Below are 20,780 nucleotides of genomic sequence, written 5' to 3'. Positions count from 1 at the left end.
GCGTCCATACACTTCATCACCCACCACCCACGCGGGCTTCAACCCCGAGGCCAGCGCTCGTTGCAGCAGGCCCTGCGCCAAGGCGGGCTTGGACTCGAAGCTCACCTCGTCTGGCACGCCTCCCGCTCTGCGACGCTCCTCGTCCTGCGCCCATGCCTCGGGCAGGTACAGCTCCCGGTCCACCAAGGCATGACCTCGGGGCGTCGGGTAGGAGAGGAAGACGCCTACCTGGGCATTCTCCACCTTGCCCGCGGTGCCGGTGTACTGGCGTGCCACGCCCACCGACTTCTCACCCTTCTTCAGGAAGCCCGTCTCATCCACCGCGAGGATGCCTCCTTCTCCGAGCGTCCTGCGTGCGTACTCCAGCACGCCGTCGCGCACCTCTTCCGAATCCCACTTCGCGCGCTCCAGCAGGTGCTGAAAGGCATACGGCGCGCGATGCCCCACGTCCTCGGAGAGGCCCCAGGTATTCTTGCGTTGTGCCCGCCCCAGCAGGGCTTTGACGTATTCGTGGGCCGCGGCATGCGCTTCGCGACGGCGGAAGTAGGGCGCCAACCAGGCACCCACTCCCTCCAACTCCATGGCGAGCTGGCCCACCAGTCGCACCTCTGGGGCCTGCTGCTTCGGGTCTGCCGAGGACTGCATTGGAAGCATCGCTCCTCCCCCTCCTGTTCCTTCGACAGAAGGGATGCTCACGCTTCTTCCGAACTACAACTGTAGGATTAGGTGCCGGATGCCGCTATGTTGCGCGGCTACTCCTGACATGCCCTGGGATTTTCGGACCACGTGAGGATTGAACGGATGCCGTTCCTGAGCAAGGTGTGAGTCATGGGATGGTTTGAGACGGTGGCCCCGGCTCCTGCTGAGCACCGCCTTCGTCACCTCATTCTGGTAGAGTCCGTCCACCCTATGATTCTCCGCGACGTCGTCGATGAGGACCTTCCTATCTTCTTTGAGCACCAGCGCGAACCGGAAGGGCTGCGCATGGCCGCGTTTCGTTCGCGCGAGCGCGATGCGTTCATGACTCACTGGCGGACCAAAGTGCTCCGCCCTGAGAACATCACTCGCACCATTGTCGTGGACGGCGTGGCTGTTGGAAACATCGTCAGTTGGGAGCAGGAATCCAAGCGCCTCATTGGCTATTGGATTGGACGCGAGCATTGGGGCAAGGGCATCGCGACCCGAGCCGTCTCTGCGTTTGTCGAACTTGTGCCCACCCGGCCGCTTCATGCGTGGGTCGCTCTCCACAACGTCGCATCCATTCGCGTCCTGGAGAAGTGTGGCTTCCGTGCTGTCCTCACCCAGGAACCGCATCGCCCGGATGAAGTCGCCGAGGTCCTGATGGAGCTTCGCTCGACGTAGTCGGGTTCTCGTGACATCCATCCGTGGGTCGGTCCCCCTGGCACACATGGCTCCTGAGAGAGACGCGCTTCTGCCGCTCGTCCCTGGCTCGCTGGCTTCACCTGCCGGGGAGCCTCGGTTCGGCACGTACCAGGGGGAACTGGCGGAGGTGGACCTCCCCAGCCTTCAGGGACCGTGGACTGTCTCCGCGCTGTATCGGCTCCATCGGGCGCGGTGGCACTCCGCCTTCGTGGCCACCCCCGAGGTCGCCGCCTTCTTCTCGGTCCTGAATCTGGGGTACAGCGCGAGCGCGTCCATGGTGGCGGTGGACCTGCGCGAGCGAAAGCTGCTGTGCGACGTGAAGCTTCCGGGTCGGCCCATCGAGTCGCCCGCCGCGGATGAGATGCAATTGATGAGAGACCGGCCTGGTACAAGCCTCGGAAACTCCCTGAGGTGCCCGGGTGCGAGCCTGTCGATTCATCGGGGATCGGCTGACGCGCCCTATCAGATGGACGTGGATATCAGTCGCATCCGTACCTTCAGCCCTCACGGCGTTCGATGGAGTGGGGCGCTCCATGTCGCGGGCGCTCCGCCTGGGCTGACGGTGATTTCCCCGGTGGACAGGGACCACTGCCGGGTGAACGTGACGATGAAGCGCACCCGCTTGTCATCGTCCGGAAGCCTGGACGCGGGTGGCAAGCACTTCAGTCTGGAGGGCGGCCTGGGCGGTATCGATTACACGCAGTACAGCCTGACGCCCCACACGGCGTGGCGCTGGGCCTTTGCCACCGGACGACTGGAGGACGGGACGCCTCTGGGACTCAACCTCCGGGAGGACTTCATGCCAGAGGGGCCCGTGGCGAATGAGAACGCGCTGTGGCTGGGGGACAGCGTCTACCCGCTGGCTCCCGTCACCTTCGAGTACCTCGACATGAAGTTGCTGTCCCCATGGCGGGTGAGGGCAGCGGATGGCTCGGTGGACCTGTGTTTCCAGCCCATCCATGTCCATTCCGAGAACCGCGAGGAGCCCCTCTGCCGCAGTCGGTTCGATCAGCCCTTGGGCCTCTTCGAGGGCACGGTGACCGTGGGCGGACGGACACACCAGCTCTCCAACATCCCTGGCGTCACCAAAAAGCAGCACACGACCGTGATGTAGCCGTCCACCTGCCTCACGTCTTGAAGCCCGCGGTTCGCCTGGCTTGGGTGACCAACGCCTCAAGGTCGCCCTGCCCGTGTCTGGCGAACCAGTCGCCCGTGCAGCGCACGCAGTAGCCGCTTGGATCCGTTCCCCAATCCAAGTCGTACCCTTTTCCTTGATGGGTGGGCTTGGCTCGGAGGTTCTCCTGGGCGATGGCTCGGCAGGAATCACAGAGCAACAGGGGCATCCCCCATCCATCCACGAGGATGTGGACCGAGATGAATTGATTCAGCTCTACCGCGTCCGCAACCTGCTCACAGGCGACCTGTACATCCTCCAATTCGTGGTGTGGACAGCGAACCATGGGCATTGTGTGCTCGTGCTGAATGCGCGTTTCGGATGAGCCTAGGCAAATACGTCAGTCTTCGCTCGCGGATTCCTCCAGGCTCACGGCCAGCTTTCGCAGGAGTGTTGCGAGGGTTGTTCGGTCGTTCTTCGACAGACCCCGGAGGAGCCTGGCCTCGACGGCCATGTCGGCTCGGAACGCTGCTTCGGTGCGGGCTCGGCCCTCGGGCGTCAGCTCCACGGGGAGGCTCCTTGCGTCCCCCTCTGCCTCCGCGCGACGAATCAGTCCTGCTCGGGTCAGTCGGGTCAGTCGGTCGGTCAGTCCTCCGGAGGAGATCATCAGCGACTTGTAGAGTTCGGTCGGGCGCATCCGGTAGGGCGGTCCCGCGCGCAGCAGCGTGGACACGACGTCGAACTCGCCCGTGTCCAGCGCGTACTCCTCGAACACCGCTTCGATGGCGGGACGCACGCTCAAGGTGATCCGCCGGGCTCGCCCCAGTATCTCCATGCCCTGGGTGTCCACGCCGGGCAGCTCCCTGGCCCACTGGGCCCGCAGGCGGTCGACCTGGTCTTCGGCTGTCTTGCTCATGGCTGGATTCTCGATGTCTTGACGTCGAGATACTTCGAGGCATACTGTCTCGACATCAAGATAACGGAGTTTTGAAGATGAGTCCGCGTCCTTTCCAGCCTGTCACCGTCGACCACCTCGTGCTGCGCGTTGTGGACCCGGAGCGGATGACCGCCTTCTACCGAGACGTGCTGGGCTGCACCGTGGACCGGGTGGTGCCCCACCTGGGCCTCACGCACCTGCGCGCGGGAACCGCGTTGATCGACCTGGTGTCCCTGGACGGGAAGCTCGGCAGCGCGGGGGGCGCGGCGCCAGGGCGCGAGGGTCGCAACGTCGACCACTTCTGCATCACCGTGCGGCCGTTCGACGAGGACTCGATTCGCGCTCACCTGGAGGCTCAAGGCGTGGCCATCTTCGCTCCAGGGGAGCGGTATGGCGCCACCGGCGATGGCCGCTCGTTCTACCTCCAGGACCCCGAGGGCAACACCGTCGAGCTGAAGGGGGCGTAGGCGTCACCGCCCCCCGTGCCTCAGTCCGGGACGAGGCCGGTAGCAGTCACATCGGAACAGCTCAGCGCGGAGGTCCCTGGCGTTCGCCGCCCGCCTCCGCGCTCCAGATGCTGCAAGCCCCAGACACGCGCGCATTCCACCAGCGGGAGCGCCGTGCGCCCGTACTCCGTCAGGTGGTAGCGCACCGGCGCGGGTACGGGCCCTGATTGCTCGCGCTCCACGAGGCCATCGGCTTCCAGCTCACGCAGTTGGTCCGTCAGGACCTTGTGCGAGATGGGCGCGGCTCGGCGCAGCAGGCCCGAGAAGTGGTGCTCCTCGTGCGCGAGCCAGTAGATGAGGGTCAGCTTCCACTTGCCTCCCACCGCCGCGAGCGTCGCGGTGAGAGGGCATTCCTCCAAGGGGTTGCGCCGCGCGGCTCGGGGATACGCACCTTCAGGTGCGTTCTTGTGGTGGGTCATCGGGGCTCCCTAGGGTCCTGGCGCTTCACACTCACCTCGAGAATGCCATGGACCATCCTGGACGCCCCGCCTCAACGCGCTGGTTCGCCAGTGCCCTGTGCGCCTGTCTGGCGCTTCCCTCATGCGCTCAACTCCCACCCCAGGTGTCGAACCCCGCGAAGGAGGCGCAGGCCGGCGACGACGGCAGCCATGACTTCGACTTCGAGATAGGGAATTGGAGGACGCACCTGAAGCGCCGCCTCCATCCCCTGTCCGGCTCCAACGCGTGGACCGAGTACGACGGCACCACCGTCGTTCGCCCGGTCTGGAATGGCCGGGCCAATCTGGTCGAGCTGGTCGTGGATGGCCCCATGGGCCATTTCGAGGGACTCAACTTGCGGCTCTACAACCCGCAGTCCCGCCAATGGAGCCTCAACTACTCCAATGTGAAGGGCGGCACCCTCACCCCGCCCATGTTGGGGAGCTTCAAGAACGGCCGGGGAGAGTTCCAGGACCAGGAAGACTTCGATGGGCGCAACGTCCTCGTTCGCTTCGAAATCATTCCGCTCGACGCCAATACCATCCGCTTCGAGCAGGCCTTCTCCGAGGATGGTGGCAAGTCCTGGGAGCTGAACTGGATCGCGACCGACACGCGGATGCCCTGAGTCCCCGCCGTCCTCCCCGAGGACGGATGTGAGGGTTTGAGGTGCGATGCCGGGCGACATGTCCAGGCCTGCCTGGTTGCCCGGCACGCGGTCGTGACGGAGAGGGCATCGCGCTGGCTGGCAAGCAGATTCGTCCCGGCCGCCAATGAGAGGCATGCGGCGGCCCGGGCCTCTCGCAAGCGTTGAGTGGTGCACAATCTGGCACCCCGGCCCCATGGTGTTTGCATTGTGATGGCCTTGGGGCCGGCAGGTGTTTGACGGACGACAGAAGGCAAAGGGCGCGGAGTGTTCGCTTTTGCCTGTCATTCGGCGCTGGCTCTGTTAGACCCTTGCGCCGCGCGCGACCCGCAAGGGTTTGGACGGAAATTCCTGCCAATGTGGAAGATTGACGAGGGCCTGGATGCATCCGGGCCGGGTTGGGTGTGCTGGGTATGTCAGGGATATGTGTTAGGGTCTGGACACGGAATCTGGCGGGGATTCCTTGAGGTTGCCATTGATGAATCCAGAACAGAATTCCAATTTCACGCATGAGAGGGTTGCCGCACTGGATCCTCTCGATGCGGTGGTGACCTTGCGGCGCCTGCCCGTCCTCAACCAGCAGCGTGACGTGCCTGGGGTTCTGGCGTTGCTGCGGGGAATCCTTCCCACGTTGGAGCAGGCCGAGCGGTGGGAGTTCCTCGAGGCCGCGGCGGCCATGCGCGACATTGGCTTCTTCCTCGGGTCGCTCAAGCGGCACGGGCACGAACCCGTCGAGGTGGTCCCTGGCCTGGAGCCTGTCCTGCTCGCCCTCGCTCGCACGACGCAGCTCCCGCCTCGGGAGACCTTGCTCCACGTGACGGTCTGGAATCCGTCCGCGGACCACCTGGAGCGCCGGTACACCACCTGCGCCGATGAGATTCACCTCTTGGAGAGCGTGCGCATCTCCATGGCGGCGCTGGATGACGCGATCCTCCGCACGGTGGAGCTGTACGACGTGCGGCTCGACTCCGCTGAGTTCGCGCCCCGCTGCGACGACATCACGGAGCTGCTCAAGAAGATGGTGGACTCCATCGTCTACGCGTACCGCAACATCTCGCCGCGCAACTTCATGCACGAGCTGCGGCCCTACTACGAGCCCATCCGCGTAGGAGGGCAGTCCTACCTGGGCCCTGGCGCCGTGGAGATGCCCCTCTTCGTGCTGGAGCATGTCCTGTGGGGCGCTCGCTCGGAGCATGCGAACTACAAGGACTTCAAGGAGACGTACCTGCCCTACGTGCTCCCTCGGTTCCGAGACATCTACCGCCAGTTCCTCGACCAACCTTCGGTGTTGGACCGTGTGCTGGAGGAGGTGGGTTCGCCTCCCGCGCTGACGGATCGGCATCGGGCGGGCTTGAAGTCGCTCGACAAGATTTTCGACGTGCTGCTGCGCTTCCGGGCGCCGCACGTGAAGCTGGCGGAGCAGGCCTATCTGTCGCAGCGAGAGGCCCACTCCGTGGGGAGCGGCGGCTACGCGCCCAGCATGCTCGATGAACTCCTCACGCTGACCCGAGACGCCCGGCTGCGGCTGACCCTGGCCTTGCGCGCGCCCTCGGTGAGCGAGGAACCCTTGATGAAGCGCAACGCGCGCTGAACTCGCGGCGCTCACTCCTCAGCAGCTCGACGTCCCATCCTTGGGAGAAATGCGGCCATGAAATCGACGGTCAATGAGGTTCGAGACAGCAATCACTACGACGTCATCATCCTGGGCTCGGGGATGTCCGGCAGCCAGATGGGCGCCATCCTCGGCCGGCAGGGTTTTCGGGTGCTCATCGTCGAGGAGGCGACCCACCCGCGCTTCACCATCGGGGAGTCCTCCATCCCCGAGACGTCGCTGATGAACCGCATCATCGCGGACCGCTACGGCGTGCCCGAGATTCAAGACATCACGTCGTTCTATTCGACCTTCAAGAAGGTCTCCTCCAGCACTGGCATCAAGCGCAACTTCGGCTTCGTCTTCCACAAGCCGAACGAGGAGCACAACCCCACGCACTTCACCCAGTGCGTCATCCCCGAGCTGCCCTGGGGACCGGAGAGCCACTTCTACCGCCAGGACGTGGATGCCTATCTGATGCACGCGGCCATCCGCTACGGCTGCACGGTCAAGCAGAAGACCACCATCAAGGACTACGACCTGAGCAAGACGGGCGTGGCCGTCACCACCACCCAGGGCGAGCGCTACACCGGGCGCTACATGATTGACTGTGGTGGCCCCCGCGCCCCGCTGGCGCTGAAGTTTGGCCTGCGCGAGGAGCCCTGCCGCTATCGGACCCACTCGCGCACCCTCTACACGCACATGGTGGGGGTGAAGCCTTTCGATGACATCTTCAAGCCCAAGGGGCAGCGCTGGCGCTGGCACGAGGGCACGCTGCACCACATGTTCCACGGCGGCTGGCTGTGGGTGATTCCCTTCAACAACCACCCGCGCGCCACCAACGGGCTGGTCAGCGTGGGCTTGCAGTTGGACCCCCGCGTCCACCCGAAGACGGACATTTCCGCGCAGCAGGAGTTCGACGAGTTCCTCGCGCGCTTCCCCACCATCGCGGCGCAGTTCAAGGACGCGAGGCCGGTGCGCGATTGGGTGAAGTCGGACCGGCTCCAGTACTCGTCCAAGACGACCGTGGGCGACCGCTACTGCCTGATGCTCCACGCGGCGGGGTTCATTGATCCGCTCTTCTCGCGCGGGCTGGAGAACACGTCGGTGGCCATCCACGCGCTGGCGGCGCGCCTCATCAAGGCGCTGCGCGACGACGACTTCTCGCCGGAGCGCTTCGAGTACATCGACCGGTTGCAGCAGAAGCTCCTGGAGCACAACGACGACTTCGTGAGCTGCTGTTACACGGCCTTCTCCGACTTCGAACTCTGGGACGCCTTCCACCGGCTGTGGGCCGTGGGCACGATGCTCGGACAGTTCCGGCTCATCCAGGCGCACGCGCGGTTCAAGGAGGACCGCAACGAGGCCCACCTGGACCACCTGGACGACAACCCGCCGCACCTGGGTTACCTGTGCGCGGACATGGATGACTATTGCCGTCTGTTCGACTCGGCGAAGGCCGAGGTGGACGCCGTCTCGGAGAAGCGGAAGTCCCCGAAGGAGGCCGCGGCCCGCATCCACGAGCTGATTGAGAAGGAGGAGTTCGCGCGTCCGCTCTTCAGCTTCGGCTACTGCATCACCGGCGCCAACCGGCACCTCAACAACTCCAAGTACAGCCTCGTGCCCGCCCTGCGGCTCCTCAACTGGACCCAGCGCGGCGCGCCGCCCGAGGTGCAGAAGTACTTCGACTACAACCCCATGTTCTCGCTGCTGAAGTCCTACGTTGGGCACCGATTGGAGCTGGCGCTGAAGTAGGCGCGCGCGGCCAGCGCATGGGGCGGGCACATCCACCACGAACTCGCGGGAGTGGGACACATGAGCGGCGACAGTCGCCAGGAGCAGGAGCGCATCCGACCAGCCCTGGGGGTGAATGACATCACCGGACAGACGGCGGCGAGCTGGTACGTCGCCATGCGGTCGGATGCATTGAAGGACAAGCCCGTCGCCCTCAAGCTCTTCGGGCAGCCGCTGGTGGCCTGGCGCAACGCGTCCGGCCAACCGGTCGTGATGGAGCGCTATTGCTCGCACCTGGGCGCGAGCCTGGCGAAGGGCAAGGTGGTGGAGGGCTGCATCCAGTGTCCCTTCCACAACTGGCGCTATGACAGCACCGGGGCGTGCAGCCACGTGCCGGGGCACAGCACCGCGGTGCCTCGGCTGGAGCCCATTCCGCCCACGGCCCGGCAGGCCGTCTACCCCACCACCGAGCGGTATGGCTTTGTCTGGGTCTGGTATGGCACCCAGGTGCCGCTGTTCCCCGTGCCCGAGATGCCCGAGGCGGAGCGGCCTCGGGACTTCATGCGCCTGAGCTTCGCGTATGAGACGCAGACCTCGGTGCTGCGCATCATCGAGAACTTCTACGACGCGCAGCACGCGGCCCCGGTGCACCAACTGCCCATCACGGCCTTCGAGCTGAAGCTGTATGACGAGTCGAGCCCGCCGGCGGATCAGGAGGCGCTGGCTCGGGAGGGCGCCTGGTTTGGCGCGGGCATCGACTTCCACGTCGAGCGCTACTTCGGCCCCATGGGTATCGTCTCGCGGGCGCTGGGCCTGAACATGAGCCGGATGAACCTCCACTTCGATGGCTATCCAGGAGGCTGCATCATGACGGTCAGCCTGGATGGCGACATGAAGTACCGGCTGTTCCAGTGCGTCACGCCCGTGGACAAGGACGAGACCGTGATGCACATGCTGCTGGCCATCAAGAAGGGGAGCGGGCTGGCGCGCAGCGCGGCCAACTTCGTCCTCTTCGGCCTCCAGACCTGGGGGGCCGCGGGCTACGACGTGGCCATCTGGAACAACATGAAGTCCGACGCGGGCGGGGCGTTCAGCAAGTACGACCAGCTCATCCTGAAGTACCGCACGTTCTACCGGCGCTGGGTCAACAAGGTCTCCCAGGAGCAGCCGGGGCCCGTGCGTGACAGCCGTGCGGACTCGCGGAGGAGTGCGCACGGCTGAGGCCGCGCGGTGAGGCGGTCAGCCGGCCTTCTGCCGGCCGGCCCCCTCCATGGCTCGAGAACCCCGCGCGTACAGCGCGGTCAGGTAGTCGTACTGAGAAGGCAGCCGCGCCATCATGTGCGAGGTCTTCTTCCGGACGTCGTCGAAGACTCGCTCCGCCTCCGCGAGGATGTCGTTGCGGTGCTGGAGCAGCGGCATGGGCTGGCGCGGCAGGTAGCCCACGCCGGCGAAGATGGATTGGAAGTTGCTGTTGGTCCAGAAGCGGTCGAAGCCCGCTTCAAACGAGGAGTAGAGCGCGTCGTTCGAGGCGTAGCTCCTGCGGATGGGGATGCCCGCCCGCTGGAGTTCGAGGATCTCCTTGAGCGTTTCGGGCAGCTTGAGTTCGTTCTGGTTGGCCCGCCAGTAGGGCGTGTCGGTGCGGGGAGACGTGCAGAAGTGCAGCACGATGAAGTCGCGCACGTCATCCACCATGTAGGAGACGCGCTCGTTGAACTTGTCACGCAGGGCGGGTTCGATCTGCTTGTTCGGGAAGCAGGCGACGAGCTGGTAGAGCGCGGCGTAGACGAAGTAGAGGCCCGTGGACTCCAGCGGCTCGAGGAAGCTGCTCGCCAATCCAAAGCTGACGCAATTCTTGACCCAGGAGCGACGACGGCGGCCGGAGATGAACTGGATGTGGCGCACGTCCAGGTTGTCTGCCTTCTTGCCAAACCAGGCGCGCACCTCGCGCTCGGCCTCCTCGGGCGTCTGGAATGCGCTGGCATAGACGTACCCGTTGCCCGAGCGGCCGTAGAGTGGAATCTCCCAGGTCCACCCGGAGCTGAAGGCGCTCGCGGTCGTGTAGGGGCGGATGCCCTCGGTCGCCGAGTCCGAGGGGATGTTGATGGCGACCGCGCGGTCGGTGAGCAGGCTGTCGTGGAAGGTGATTTTGGGTTCGCCCAGGGCCTTCTCGATGAGCAGCCCCGCGAAGCCGCTGCAGTCGATGTAGAGGTCCGCCTCGTAGACCCGGCCGCTCTCGCCCTTGAGGCACTTGATGCTGCCGTCCTCGGTGAGCGGGGTCTCGACGATGTCGTCGCTGATGTAGGTCAGGCCTCGCTCGATGGACCACTTCTTCAGGTAGTTGGCCATCAAGAGCGCGTCGAAGTGATAGGCATAATGGACGGCCTTGCTGCCATCCATGAACCGAGGCGACTTCAACGCATCACAAATGGGAGACGTGGGATAGCAGGCGTACTCCATGGAGTCCGTGCGGCCCTGCTTCTGTCGGCCATACATCCAGATGTGAGAGAGCGGGATGCCCTTCACCTCCGGCATCTCTCCGAAGTTGTGATAGTAATGGTCGCCGCCCTGCGCGGCGGGCTTCTTCCAGTTCTGGAATCGGATGCCAAGCTTGTAGGTAGCCTTGCATTCAGACATCCATTCCTCTTCCGGAATCTGTAGGAAATCGAACAGCTCCTCCTTGATGGTAGGAATGGTCGCCTCGCCCACGCCAATCCTGGGAATGCGAGGGGATTCGATGAGGGTGATGTTGGCGTTGAAGTTCAGGGCCTTATGCAAGTAGGCGGCCGCCATCCAGCCCGAGCTGCCGCCGCCAACGATGATGATTTTCCGGACCCGGTTGTCATTCTCTGGATAATTCTTGTCCATTGGTATTCCCGTGGGCTCTGTCGTGTGAGGAATAGGATGGGGCCGAGCGCGGCTGCCGCGTCTGGCTGAAGGGGGTCCCCGCCCGCCCCGCAGGGAATGAGGCGTCAATCACATCCCATGCATTGCTGTCTTTAGTCAAATAGTGGTGAATGTGCTCTGGCATTCAATTGGCTGTCATTTTGACTGTCAGGGCAGGTGGACGCTGGGTCAGCGATGTGGGCCGTCCTGCGCCCGTGGTAAGTGTTTCCCCTGATGACGCTGAGACTGGAGCCGATGGCCTCACTCACCGCGCTGTCCGCGGTGCTCGACCTCGCGAACGGGTTGGAGGGTGAGAAGAGTTTGTTGACGGGGCTGTTCGCGCTGGAGCTGGCGCTGGAGGGAGGTCTGCCCGCCGCCGACGCTCGGTCTGCTTTCTACGTGGGGCTGCTGCGGCACCTTGGATGCACCGCCTATGCCGCGGAAGAGTCGCGACTCGGTGACGACGTGCTCCTGCGCCGCAACCTGTTGCGAGGGGATGCGGGGAGCGCCGCGCACCTCCTGCGCTCGGTGGTCGAGGCGAACCGCACGTTGGCCGGGCGCGCGGCGGGGCTGTCTCGGCTGCTCACCGGGGCGAGCCGCCTGCGCGCGGAGTGGTTCGCCGAGGCGTGCGGGGCGGCGCGCCTGCTCGCCTCGGGGTTGGGGCTGGAGGCGCGGGTGCTGCAAGGGCTCGACGAGGTTCATGAGCGCTGGGATGGCGCGGGAGGGCCTCGTCACCTGGGAGGGGCGGACCTGCTGGAGATTGGACGGGTGGCCCAGGCGGCGCATGTGGCCGTGGTCTTCCTCGTGGGTTCGGGGCCCGTCGTCGCGCAGGAGGCCCTGTCGCTCCAGTCCGGCACCGCGCTGGACCCCACCTGGGCGGCGCGGGCTCGCGCGGCGGTTCCGGCGCTCCAGTCACTCTCGTCCGCGCGCATCGAGGCCGCCGAGGCGTGCCTGCTTCAAGTGCCTCCGCGCGCGGACGCGCTCGCGCTGGCGATGACCTTTGGGGACTTCGCGGACCTACAGAGTCCCTTCACGGCGGGGCACTCGCGGAGGGTCGCGGAGGTGTGTGGGCTTGCCGCGCCAGGGCTGGGCCTGGATGCCGAGGCGCGCACCACGCTCCAGCTCGCCGCGCATCTGCATGACCTGGGGCACGTGACGCTGCCGACGGGCCTCTGGCTTCGGAGCGCGTGGTCCGACGAGGAGCGACGGCTGTCACGGGCGCATGTCGAGGCGACCGAGCGGCTCCTCGCGGCGACGCCCATGTTGCGGAGCGTGGCGCGGCTGGCCGGTGAGCATCACGAGCGATTGGATGGGAGCGGCTATCCCCGCGGGTTGGCGTCGAACTCGCTGTCTCGGGCTTCTCGTCTGCTCGCGGTGGCGGATGTCTGGGTGGCGCTCCAGGAGGCGCGGCCACACCGCGGGGCTCGCGACGCGGCGGCGGCGAGCGAGGTGCTCAAGGCGGAGGTGAAGGCGGGACGCTTGGATGCGGACTGCGTCGCGGCGGTGACGGGCGCGAAGGTGTCTCGGCGCGCGCCCGAGCCCGGGCCCACTTCGTCGCTGACGCCTCGCGAGGTGGAGGTGCTGCGCCTCTTGGCCGGGGGCGCGACGAACAAGGAGATTGCCCGGCACCTGGGGGTGTCCGACCGCACGGTGCAGCATCACACCCTCCACATCTACGAGAAGCTCGGGGTGAACACGCGCGCGGGAGCCTCGTTGGTGGCCTCGCGTGCCGGGCTGGTGTGATCCGCCAAATGGCCGATGTGCCCTCCGCCGCCGCGTGGTGCCTTGGGGGACATGAACCTCTCCTCCCGCATCCTGCCGGTCCTGCTGGTGCTTGCCCTGGCTCAGGGTTGTGCGTCGTCCCGCGCGTGTCTCTCCCGTCCGGCCTCGGCTCCTGGCTTTGAGCGCACGGCCTCGGATGGGGTGTGTCTGAGCAGCGTGCGCTGGGAGCCCATGCAGCCACCCATGCGCGGCGTGGTGGTCCTCATCCATGGCCTGCGGGACTACTCCGACCGCTATGGTCGCCTCGCGGAGGCGCTGCGTGACCGGGGCTTCGCCGTCGTCGCGCAAGACCATCGCGGTCATGGCCATTCCGGTGGAGACCGCCAGCAGCTCGAGTCGATGCAGCAGCTCGTCGATGACGTGGATGGGATGGTCCAGGAGGCGCGCGCGCGGCATCCCGGTGTCCCGGTGGTGGTGTTCGGGCACAGCATGGGGGGGCTCGTGGCCACGCACTACGTGCTCCAGCACGCGAGCGAGGTCTCCGGGCTCATCCTCAGTGGCGCGGCCGTCGCGCTGCCGCCGGGGGTGTCAGGCTTTGATACGCGGCTGGCGAAGATTGCTGGCACCCTTTTGCCAGGACTGCCCGCGCAGGCATTGGACAGTCAGATGTTCCTGCACGACGGGCCGGAGAAGGACGCGTTCCTCGCGGATCCGCTCATCACGCATCGCAAGCTTCCGGCGGGTTCCGCCAAGGCGATTGTCGCGGGGGTCGAGGCGCTCGACGGGCGGTTCCCGGAGCTGAAGCTGCCGCTGCTGGTGGTGCAGGGCAGCGAGGATGTCATCACCTCCATCGAGGGCAACCGGGCCCTGGTGACGCAGGCGTCGAGCCAGGACAAGCGCTTCATTCTCTACCCGGGGCAACGCCACGACCTGGCCCACGAGCCCGATTCCGCGAAGGTCATCGCGGACGTCGTGGGTTGGGTGGACGCACACATCCCGGCGCAGTGAGGGCCCCGGCGAGGCAGTGCTCGCCGAGGCCCTGCGCTGGCATCACTTCAGACAGACCGCTTCGACGTTGTTGCCGTCCGGGTCCACGAGGAACGCGGCGTAGTACGTGGGGCTGTAGTCCGCGCGCAGGCCGGGGAGGCCGTTGTCGGTGCCACCCGCCGCAAGGCCGCTCGCGTGGAACGCATCCACGGGGGCGCGCTTCGTGGCCTGGAAGGCGACGTGCGTCCCCGGGTTCTTCACGCCCGGCGTCGCATAGAGCCACAGCGCGGGCTCGCCCTTGGGCCCGAAGCCCGCGCTCGAGGCGTCACGCGAGCACAGCACGTACCCCAGGGGCGCGAGCGCGGCGGTGTAGAAGCGCACGCTGGCATCCAGGTCCTTCACCTTCAATCCGATGTGGTCGAACACGTGGGTCTCCTGTTGAGAGAGGCCCGCAGAGTAGGGAAGGGGTGGGGATGCGCTCTTGGAGGAAGTTGCGATCGCCCCGCGCAGGGCCGCGCTACTTGTGGACGAGCACGTAGCTCGCGGAGCCCGCGTTCCAATAGCCATCCGCGTTGTTCCAGGGGCGCATCTTGAAGCGAGCCACGACGCGCCACGTGTACGCGTTGATGGGCACCGCGTAGCACTCGATGCGCAGCAGGGCGTTGTCCCGCTCGGAGCCCGGCTCCTCGAAGCCCATCTCGCGCGGCGCCACGAGGAGCGCCCAGTCATTCGTCGTGCCGGACGGGACGGTGATGAAGTCTCCGTCTGTAATGGTTCCGGACTGCGCGTTCTGCGCGGGGCTGGCGCTGGAATACAGACAGGTGCCGAGCGCGACCATCGCGAGGAGCGATGGCAGGAAACGTCGAGTCATGGGGCCTTCCTTGGAAACGAGGAGGGCGGAAGCTAGGGAGACCTGGCTGCGTTTCAACGGCTCCGCACTTCAGGGCGAGGGCTCCGTTCGGAGGGGCCCTCGCGCGGGCCACCACGCTTGGATTTTCACCTCACGGCCGGAAGGGCGAGGCGCTCCTGGAGGAACTTGCGCTCGCCGCGCGCTGCCTGTCGGAACCGTCCGGGAGACACACCCGCCGCGCGATGGAAGGTGCGCACGAAGTTGGAGAGGTCACCAAAGCCGACATCGAAGGCGACGTCCGTGATGGAGCGCGTGTTGTCCGCGAGCAGCCGCGCGGCACGCCGCAGCCGCGACCGCAGCAGGTACTGGTGAGGCGTCACGCCCACGACCTTGGAGAACAGCCGCAGGAAGTGGAACGCGCTGAGCCCGGCCTCCTGCGCGGTCGTCTCCAGGTCGATGGGCTCGTGCGAGTGCGCGTCCAGCCAGAGCGCCGCCTCCACCACGCGGCGACGGTCGAGCGCACGCGCGGAGGGGGCCTTGCTGACGCGTCCGGAGGTGACCTCGGCGAAGCGCGACGCGAACACCATGCCGACTTCGTCCATGCCCACGTCGCTGCGCTTCTCGGCGGTGGCCTGCGCCAGCTCTCCGAGGACCATCAGCTCGGGCAGGGGCGGGACGCCTCCGGCCTGCCAGACCTCGGGGCGGATCCCCATCTCATCGAGCAGCGTGGGGGACAGGTGGAACGACAGGCACTCGTCCCCGCGCGTGTGCTCGTGCGCGCACATGTACTCGTCACCGGGGCTGCCCACGAGCAGTGACCCGGTCACCAGCTCGAAGGATTCGCCCTGCGTCTTGTAGCTGAACGTGCCTCGGCGGACGTAGGCCACGGAGAAGTTGCGGTGCATCTCCGTGAAGGGCGCATCGTCGGGGCCGGCGCTGCACCGACAGTCCGTGATCCGGAGGGACTCGAGCTTCAGAACGGTCGATACCTGCATCCGGCGACAAACCTATGGCCCGGGTGGGGTGGCGGCAAGCCAATCGACGGGCGGTCCACGAGGCTGGGAGAACGCTGCGGTCCGGGTGGGGGGCTCAGCTCAGCGAGCCGCAGTCGGCGATGCGCTTCACCCGCAGCTCGGCGAGCCGGGCCATGGGCGCGGCGACCTCGGGGCCCTCGAGCAGCTCCACGGCGCGGGCAATCGCATCCAGTGTGGACATCCCGGCCGGGTGCGAGGTCTCGCGCAGCCGGAGCATCCCCGCGGGCGGCGGAGGCAGCACCAGGCGTGGCAGGGTGCGCAGCACGGGCAGTCGCTGCGTCATCCGCCGGGCTTGTGACCAGCTCCCATCCAGCACCACGAGCTGCCGGGGCGCGGGGGCGTCCGGGGGCGGGGTGGGGCCATCGGGAAAGAGCAGCCACGTCCCAGGCTCGGACAGGACGGCGACGTCGAGGAAGTCCGTGGGAGCGCCATGGGTAAGCAGCGCGGAGTTGGTGAGCGCCAACGCGGCCAGCCCACCCGTGTTGCTCTTCTTGCGAAGCTCCAGCGAGTGCATCAGGAGGATGAAGCGGGTGCGCGTCTCCACGCGGGGAATCTCAGCGCACAGGCACAAGTGCGTCGCGAGGTTGCAGCGTTCACAGCGGGGTCGAGGAGCGGCGCGAGGAGACATCTCGCGTCATCCTGGGCCGTCCCCTGCCGGATGAGAAGCGCTTCGTGCGGGGCCAGGGCCCGTCATGGCGCAGGGGAGGCACGCAAGGGACCGCGTGCATTCCGCCCCGCTGGGGCAGCGGATAGGCTGGGCGTACCGTGCATGCCCGGCAACTGACAGCGTTGAGCAAGTTCTTGAGCCTCATCCTGCGGCACCAGCCCGAGCGGGTGGGCCTCCGATTGGACGCGCAGGGTTGGGTCGAGATCGATGTGCTCGTCGCGAAATGCCGGGCACATGGAAGCCCCCTCACGCGGGAGTCCGTGGAGCAGCTCGTGGCCTCCAGCGAGAAGCGCCGATTCGCCATCAGCGAGGATGGGCGGCGCATCCGGGCGAATCAGGGGCACTCCGTGCCCATCGACCTCTCGTATCCCGCGGCGGTCCCACCGGCGGTGCTCTATCACGGGACGCCCGAGGCGAACGTGGAGCGGATCCGGAAGCAAGGTCTGCTCAAGATGCAGCGTCACCATGTTCATCTGTCGTCAGACCGGGAGACCGCGCGCGTGGTGGGCGTCCGCCGAGGCAGCGCGGTCATCCTGCGCATCCACGCGCTCGTGATGCATGAGGCAGGGCATGTCTTCTTTCTCTCCGCCAATGGGGTGTGGCTGGTGGACCACGTTCCACCGGAGTTCATCGCGTTCGCTGAGTCGTGAGGCGCCTACTCGTAGCACTGGCCCATCCGCAGGAAGTCCGCGCACGCGTCCCAGCTCAAGGCAGGGAGGTCGAGCGTGGGCGTCTGGAGCAAGCGGGGATCCGTTGGCGTGACCTTCCCCTGGTCGTCGATGACGGCGACGAGTCCCGGAACCAGCTCTCGGCCCGTGTCATCCCCGGGCTCCCATCCACCCAAGGCACCCGCGGCGCCGCACTCGAGATACGTGACGGGGTCGAAGTTGTACCAGCGCGCGCCACTTGGCGCGTCGAGCCCGAAGTAGCGAAGGTCGTTGGTGAGCAGGCCCGCCTCGCGCATCTCATGCAGATCGACGATCTGCGACAACACGACGGCCTCCCATTGCTCATACCCGGAGCTGTCTTCCTGTTGCGCATTCACGCGCGTGCGCCATGAAGGGTTGAACGGGGGCGCGGGGGTGGTGAACCCGGCCATCAGCAGGTGCGCGAACTCCGCGAGGCTCACGTCTTCGCGCTCGCGGAGTCGGGTGCCCAGCTCCCAGAGCGCGGTCAGGTACTCCTCCAGCGAGCGCTGAGGGGCTGGGTGGCTCTGGGGGAGCGTGGCAATGAGCAGGTAGAGGTCTCGATTCGTTCGCAGAGGGCTGTCCGTAGAGGGCATGGCTTTCTTCCTGGGCTTTGGCGGTGCAAAGCCATTCATGGGTTCTTTCGCGCCAGGATTTACGCCAGGGATGAATTCACCAGAACTATTATGTTTATAGGGTCTATCGCGCTGGATTAGCGTTCGTCTCCATGAACCATGAATGGCTCCATGCGTTCGTCGTGTTCGCGGAGCACCTGAACTTCACGCGGGCCGCCGAGCGGCTGAACATCTCGCAGCCCGCGGTGCACGTGCAGATCCGAAAGCTCTCCGAAGCGGTGGGCCGTCCGCTCTATCAGCGTGTGGGAAGGACCCTGGTGCTGACGCGGGAGGGGCGGCGACTGGCGGCCCATGGTCGGGAGGCGCTGGAGCGTGACCAGGGCGTGCTCCAGGAGCTTCGAGGCGAGGCGCACTCCGGTCCGGTCATCCTCTGCGCGGGGCAGGGCGCCTTCTTGTATCTGCTCGGGCCGGTCATCCGTCAGTTCCCGAAAGAGCGATGGCCGCTCCGTCTCCTCGCGCTTCCGGGGCCCGAGACCCTCGCTCACATTCGCGAGTCGCGTGCGCATCTCGGCGTCGTGGCGGGCGCGGTCTCTCCCGAGAACCTCGTGGTCGAGCCGCTTCGCACCGTCGGGCAGAGGGTGGTGGTGCCTTCATCCCATCGACATGCCCGAAGACGGACGTTGAAGCCCGAAGAGCTGGAGGGCGAGCAGCTCGTCGTGGCGCCCGAGGGGAGTCCCCATCGCACGATGCTGACCCAACTGCTTCGTGGGTCCGGCTGCACGTGGCGCGTCGCGGTGGAGGCCACGGGCTGGGAGCTCATGATGCATTTCGTGCGGCTCGGGATGGGGATTGGCGTGGTCAACGACTTCTGTCCCGTCCCGAGAGGCTTCGTGGGCATCCCGCTGTCAGGAGCACCTCCGACCGATTACGTCCTGGTGTCTCGCCCCGGCCCTCAGGCGGAGGGCGTCGAGCGGCTTCGCAGGCTCATCTTGGAGTCCGTCGCGCTGCCGACCGCTCCGAGATGAGGATGGGCCCGCTGCGGGGGCGCGTGCTCTATCGCGACAGGGCGCGGGCGTATTGCCCGGGGGTGACTCCGACGATTCGTCGGAAGTGGCGGTGGAGCTGGCTTTGGTCGTAGAGGCCCACGTCGGCGGCGACCTCGGCGGGACGATGGCCTTGCTCCAACAAGGATTGGGCCTTCCGGATGCGCAGGTGCGTGAGGTACTCGTGCGGCGGCAGGCCCACCTCGTCTCGGAACGCTCGGCAGAGGTGATACTTGTCGAGCCGCGCTTCGCTCGCGAGCATGTCCAAGGACACGGGCTCGGTGAGGTGCTCCACCAGGAAGGACTGGGCTCGGCGGACCGGCACGCGCCAGCCTCGGCGGGCAGGTTCGTCTCCGCGTCCCATGAGCGAGACATACGCGCCCAGCGCCTCGGTCAGCAGCGCTCGCTGCGTGTCCACTGGCGTCCCGGATGAGCGCAGGGCTTCGTGCAAGCGGAGCAGCGCGTGGGCGCGCGGGTCCTCGGACTTCAATTGCAGCACGCGCAGGTACCCGGACGCGGAGACTCCGAGCGCGTCTCTCGCTTCATCCACCAGCGCTGAGTCGAAGGCGATGACCTGGAAGGTTCCGGGCGTGTGCCGGCGCACGTCCCGGTAGACCTCGCCGGCTTCCTTGAATGAGAGCGTGCCTGGGGCCTCGGTGAGCACCTGTCCGCGATACCAGCGCTCGCTCACGCCTTGGAGCGTGAGGTGGATGGCGTGCACCGGCTTGATGCCTCGCCACAGCCGCTGCTCGCGCTCCCCTCGCACGATGCCCACGCCCGGAAGCTCGGGAGGACGCAGGCGGACGAAGGAGTCGAGGCCAGTGACGCGCGGCATGGGCGCCTACCCTAACCGCCTCCCGTTCAGCGCACCGCCAAGAACGCCCAATCTCGCCGCGGCCCGCGGACGCATCCTGCGCGCACCTCGGAAGGAGACACCGTGAAGAACACCCTCTGGAACGGATTGAACGTGGGCGTCATGGGCTTGGGTTGCATGGGGATGTCGGGAGGCTACGGCGCCGCCGATGACTCGGAGTCCGTGGCCACCATCCACCGCGCCCTGGAGCTGGGCGTCACGCTGTTCAACACGTCGGATGCGTACGGCGGCGGCGAGAACGAGAAGCTGCTCGGCCGTGCGCTCGCGGGCCATCGAGACCGCGCCGTCATCGCCACCAAGACGGGGGCCCGGCGACTCCCGGACGGACAGTGGGAGACCGATGGCAGCCCCGCCCACCTGCGCCGCGCGTGCGAGGCGTCCCTCACGCGACTGGGCGTGGAGCGGCTCGACCTCTTCATCCTCGCCCGCGTGGATCCGAAGGTGCCCATCGAGGAGAGCGTGGGCGCCATGGCGGCCCTCGTCGCCGAGGGCAAGGTCGCGCGGATGGGCCTCTCCGAAGCCTCGGCCCGCACGCTCCGCCGCGCGCACGCCGTGCATCCGCTCGCGGCCCTGGAGACGGAGTACTCGGTGTGGGAGCGCCACGTGGAGGCGGACATCCTCCCCACGCTGCGGGAGCTGGGCATCGGGCTGCTCGCCTACAGCCCGCTGGGCCGAGGCTTCCTGACCGGCAGCCTGCACTCGCCCGCCGCGCTGAGCGAGACGGACTTCCGCCGGCACTCGCCGCGCTTCCAGGGAGACCACTTCGAGCGCAACGCCGAGCGCGTGCGCGGACTCCAGGCCCTCGCGCAGGAGAAGCACTGCGGCGCAGGACAGCTCGCGCTGGCGTGGCTCATGGCCCAGGGGCCGGACATCGTCCCCATCCCCGGCACGCGCCGCCGCACGCACCTGGAGGAGAACCTGCGCGCCCGCGAGCTGGTCCTCACTCCCGAGGAGCGGGCCCGCATCTCGGCGCTCTTCTCGGACGGCGCCTCGGGCGAGCGCTACCCGCCCGTGCTGATGCGCGGCATCGACCGGTCCGGGTAGCGCGCGCGGCCCCAACCCTCGCGCAATCCCAACCGCCGCGATGCGAGGCTTTGTGCGGGAGCCTGTCTT

The 20,780-nt window shown here is 66.8% G+C and carries 23 protein-coding genes; 12 read left to right on the top strand and 11 right to left on the bottom strand.

The features are described 5' to 3' along the window. Positions 1-645: IS701 family transposase (locus tag JGU66_23490; protein MBJ6763746.1), on the bottom strand; the 645-nt coding region annotated here is incomplete at its 3' end. Positions 646-909: 264 nt separating this feature from the next. Here JGU66_23490 and JGU66_23485 point away from each other — a divergent pair. Continuing rightward, positions 910-1,362 carry a GNAT family N-acetyltransferase gene (locus JGU66_23485; GenBank protein ID MBJ6763745.1) on the top strand — a complete coding sequence of 151 codons (453 nt, stop codon included), beginning with the start codon at positions 910-912 and terminating at the stop codon, positions 1,360-1,362. 46 nt (positions 1,363-1,408) lie between these two features. Then, a complete protein-coding gene (locus tag JGU66_23480) occupies positions 1,409-2,497 on the top strand; it encodes a DUF2804 domain-containing protein (protein ID MBJ6763744.1) in 1,089 nt (362 codons plus the stop codon). Between the two features lie 13 nt (positions 2,498-2,510). On the opposite strand, the gene JGU66_23475 is transcribed toward JGU66_23480, so the two are convergent. Both JGU66_23475 and JGU66_23470 read right to left on the bottom strand, forming a co-directional pair. Next, complete coding sequence (locus JGU66_23475) at positions 2,511-2,843, bottom strand: hypothetical protein (protein ID MBJ6763743.1); 333 nt, start codon at positions 2,841-2,843, stop codon at positions 2,511-2,513. A 54-nt stretch (positions 2,844-2,897) separates the two neighbouring features. Next, positions 2,898-3,413, bottom strand: a complete 516-nt coding sequence (locus tag JGU66_23470; GenBank protein ID MBJ6763742.1) for a MarR family transcriptional regulator — start codon at positions 3,411-3,413, stop codon at positions 2,898-2,900. A 77-nt stretch (positions 3,414-3,490) separates the two neighbouring features. On the opposite strand from JGU66_23470, the gene JGU66_23465 reads away from it, so the two are divergent. Next, positions 3,491-3,901, top strand: coding sequence for a VOC family protein (locus JGU66_23465; protein ID MBJ6763741.1), 411 nt, complete (start codon positions 3,491-3,493; stop codon positions 3,899-3,901). A 20-nt stretch (positions 3,902-3,921) separates the two neighbouring features. On the opposite strand, the gene JGU66_23460 is transcribed toward JGU66_23465, so the two are convergent. Further along, positions 3,922-4,359, bottom strand: coding sequence for a helix-turn-helix transcriptional regulator (locus tag JGU66_23460; protein ID MBJ6763740.1), 438 nt, complete (start codon positions 4,357-4,359; stop codon positions 3,922-3,924). A gap of 47 nt (positions 4,360-4,406) precedes the next feature. Here JGU66_23460 and JGU66_23455 point away from each other — a divergent pair, with 47 nt between their 5' ends. The 4 genes from JGU66_23455 (at position 4,407) to JGU66_23440 (ending at position 9,567) form a co-directional block, all read left to right on the top strand. Further along, on the top strand, positions 4,407-5,003 hold the full coding sequence (locus JGU66_23455; protein ID MBJ6763739.1) for a hypothetical protein: 597 nt from the start codon (positions 4,407-4,409) through the stop codon (positions 5,001-5,003). Positions 5,004-5,565: 562 nt separating this feature from the next. After that, complete coding sequence (locus tag JGU66_23450) at positions 5,566-6,612, top strand: DUF1864 family protein (GenBank protein ID MBJ6763738.1); 1,047 nt, start codon at positions 5,566-5,568, stop codon at positions 6,610-6,612. 57 nt (positions 6,613-6,669) lie between these two features. Next, a complete protein-coding gene (locus JGU66_23445) occupies positions 6,670-8,367 on the top strand; it encodes a tryptophan 7-halogenase (GenBank protein ID MBJ6763737.1) in 1,698 nt (565 codons plus the stop codon). 60 nt (positions 8,368-8,427) lie between these two features. Then, the gene (locus JGU66_23440) at positions 8,428-9,567 is read left to right on the top strand and encodes an aromatic ring-hydroxylating dioxygenase subunit alpha (GenBank protein MBJ6763736.1); all 1,140 of its coding nucleotides are present in this window, start codon (positions 8,428-8,430) and stop codon (positions 9,565-9,567) included. 18 nt (positions 9,568-9,585) lie between these two features. On the opposite strand, the gene JGU66_23435 is transcribed toward JGU66_23440, so the two are convergent. Continuing rightward, positions 9,586-11,211: a tryptophan 7-halogenase gene (locus JGU66_23435; GenBank protein ID MBJ6763735.1), complete on the bottom strand. Its 1,626-nt coding sequence runs from the start codon at positions 11,209-11,211 to the stop codon at positions 9,586-9,588. A gap of 252 nt (positions 11,212-11,463) precedes the next feature. Here JGU66_23435 and JGU66_23430 point away from each other — a divergent pair, with 252 nt between their 5' ends. Together JGU66_23430 and JGU66_23425 are read left to right on the top strand one after the other, a co-directional pair. Beyond that, positions 11,464-12,972 carry an HD domain-containing protein gene (locus tag JGU66_23430; protein MBJ6763734.1) on the top strand — a complete coding sequence of 503 codons (1,509 nt, stop codon included), beginning with the start codon at positions 11,464-11,466 and terminating at the stop codon, positions 12,970-12,972. A 51-nt stretch (positions 12,973-13,023) separates the two neighbouring features. Then, entirely contained in the window at positions 13,024-13,959 is a 936-nt protein-coding gene (locus JGU66_23425; protein MBJ6763733.1) for a lysophospholipase, read from the top strand. A 42-nt stretch (positions 13,960-14,001) separates the two neighbouring features. Here the strand turns inward: JGU66_23425 and JGU66_23420 are convergent, their stop codons facing one another. The 4 genes from JGU66_23420 to JGU66_23405 all read right to left on the bottom strand — a co-directional run bounded on the left by JGU66_23420 (position 14,002) and on the right by JGU66_23405 (position 16,450). Next, complete coding sequence (locus JGU66_23420; protein MBJ6763732.1) at positions 14,002-14,364, bottom strand: VOC family protein; 363 nt, start codon at positions 14,362-14,364, stop codon at positions 14,002-14,004. A gap of 91 nt (positions 14,365-14,455) precedes the next feature. Then, positions 14,456-14,809: a hypothetical protein gene (locus tag JGU66_23415; protein ID MBJ6763731.1), complete on the bottom strand. Its 354-nt coding sequence runs from the start codon at positions 14,807-14,809 to the stop codon at positions 14,456-14,458. Positions 14,810-14,934: 125 nt separating this feature from the next. Beyond that, positions 14,935-15,783 carry a helix-turn-helix transcriptional regulator gene (locus JGU66_23410; GenBank protein MBJ6763730.1) on the bottom strand — a complete coding sequence of 283 codons (849 nt, stop codon included), beginning with the start codon at positions 15,781-15,783 and terminating at the stop codon, positions 14,935-14,937. A 94-nt stretch (positions 15,784-15,877) separates the two neighbouring features. Further along, on the bottom strand, positions 15,878-16,450 hold the full coding sequence (locus tag JGU66_23405; protein ID MBJ6763729.1) for a DTW domain-containing protein: 573 nt from the start codon (positions 16,448-16,450) through the stop codon (positions 15,878-15,880). A 152-nt stretch (positions 16,451-16,602) separates the two neighbouring features. On the opposite strand from JGU66_23405, the gene JGU66_23400 reads away from it, so the two are divergent. Beyond that, entirely contained in the window at positions 16,603-17,139 is a 537-nt protein-coding gene (locus tag JGU66_23400) for an RNA 2'-phosphotransferase (protein MBJ6763728.1), read from the top strand. Between the two features lie 5 nt (positions 17,140-17,144). On the opposite strand, the gene JGU66_23395 is transcribed toward JGU66_23400, so the two are convergent. Further along, entirely contained in the window at positions 17,145-17,771 is a 627-nt protein-coding gene (locus JGU66_23395) for a hypothetical protein (GenBank protein ID MBJ6763727.1), read from the bottom strand. A gap of 131 nt (positions 17,772-17,902) precedes the next feature. Between JGU66_23395 and JGU66_23390 the strand changes: the two genes are divergently transcribed. Beyond that, positions 17,903-18,775 (top strand): LysR family transcriptional regulator, encoded by an 873-nt coding sequence (locus JGU66_23390; protein MBJ6763726.1) that lies wholly within the window; start codon positions 17,903-17,905, stop codon positions 18,773-18,775. Positions 18,776-18,803: 28 nt separating this feature from the next. Here the strand turns inward: JGU66_23390 and JGU66_23385 are convergent, their stop codons facing one another. After that, positions 18,804-19,628, bottom strand: a complete 825-nt coding sequence (locus JGU66_23385) for a helix-turn-helix transcriptional regulator (GenBank protein MBJ6763725.1) — start codon at positions 19,626-19,628, stop codon at positions 18,804-18,806. A gap of 141 nt (positions 19,629-19,769) precedes the next feature. On the opposite strand from JGU66_23385, the gene JGU66_23380 reads away from it, so the two are divergent. Further along, positions 19,770-20,711: an aldo/keto reductase gene (locus JGU66_23380; protein MBJ6763724.1), complete on the top strand. Its 942-nt coding sequence runs from the start codon at positions 19,770-19,772 to the stop codon at positions 20,709-20,711. Positions 20,712-20,780: the final 69 nt, after the last annotated feature.

The organism is Myxococcaceae bacterium JPH2 (assembly GCA_016458225.1).
GTDB lineage: Bacteria > Myxococcota > Myxococcia > Myxococcales > Myxococcaceae > Citreicoccus.
Note: the sequence above shows the minus strand (reverse complement) of the source record. Positions and strands in the feature narration are given on the sequence as shown.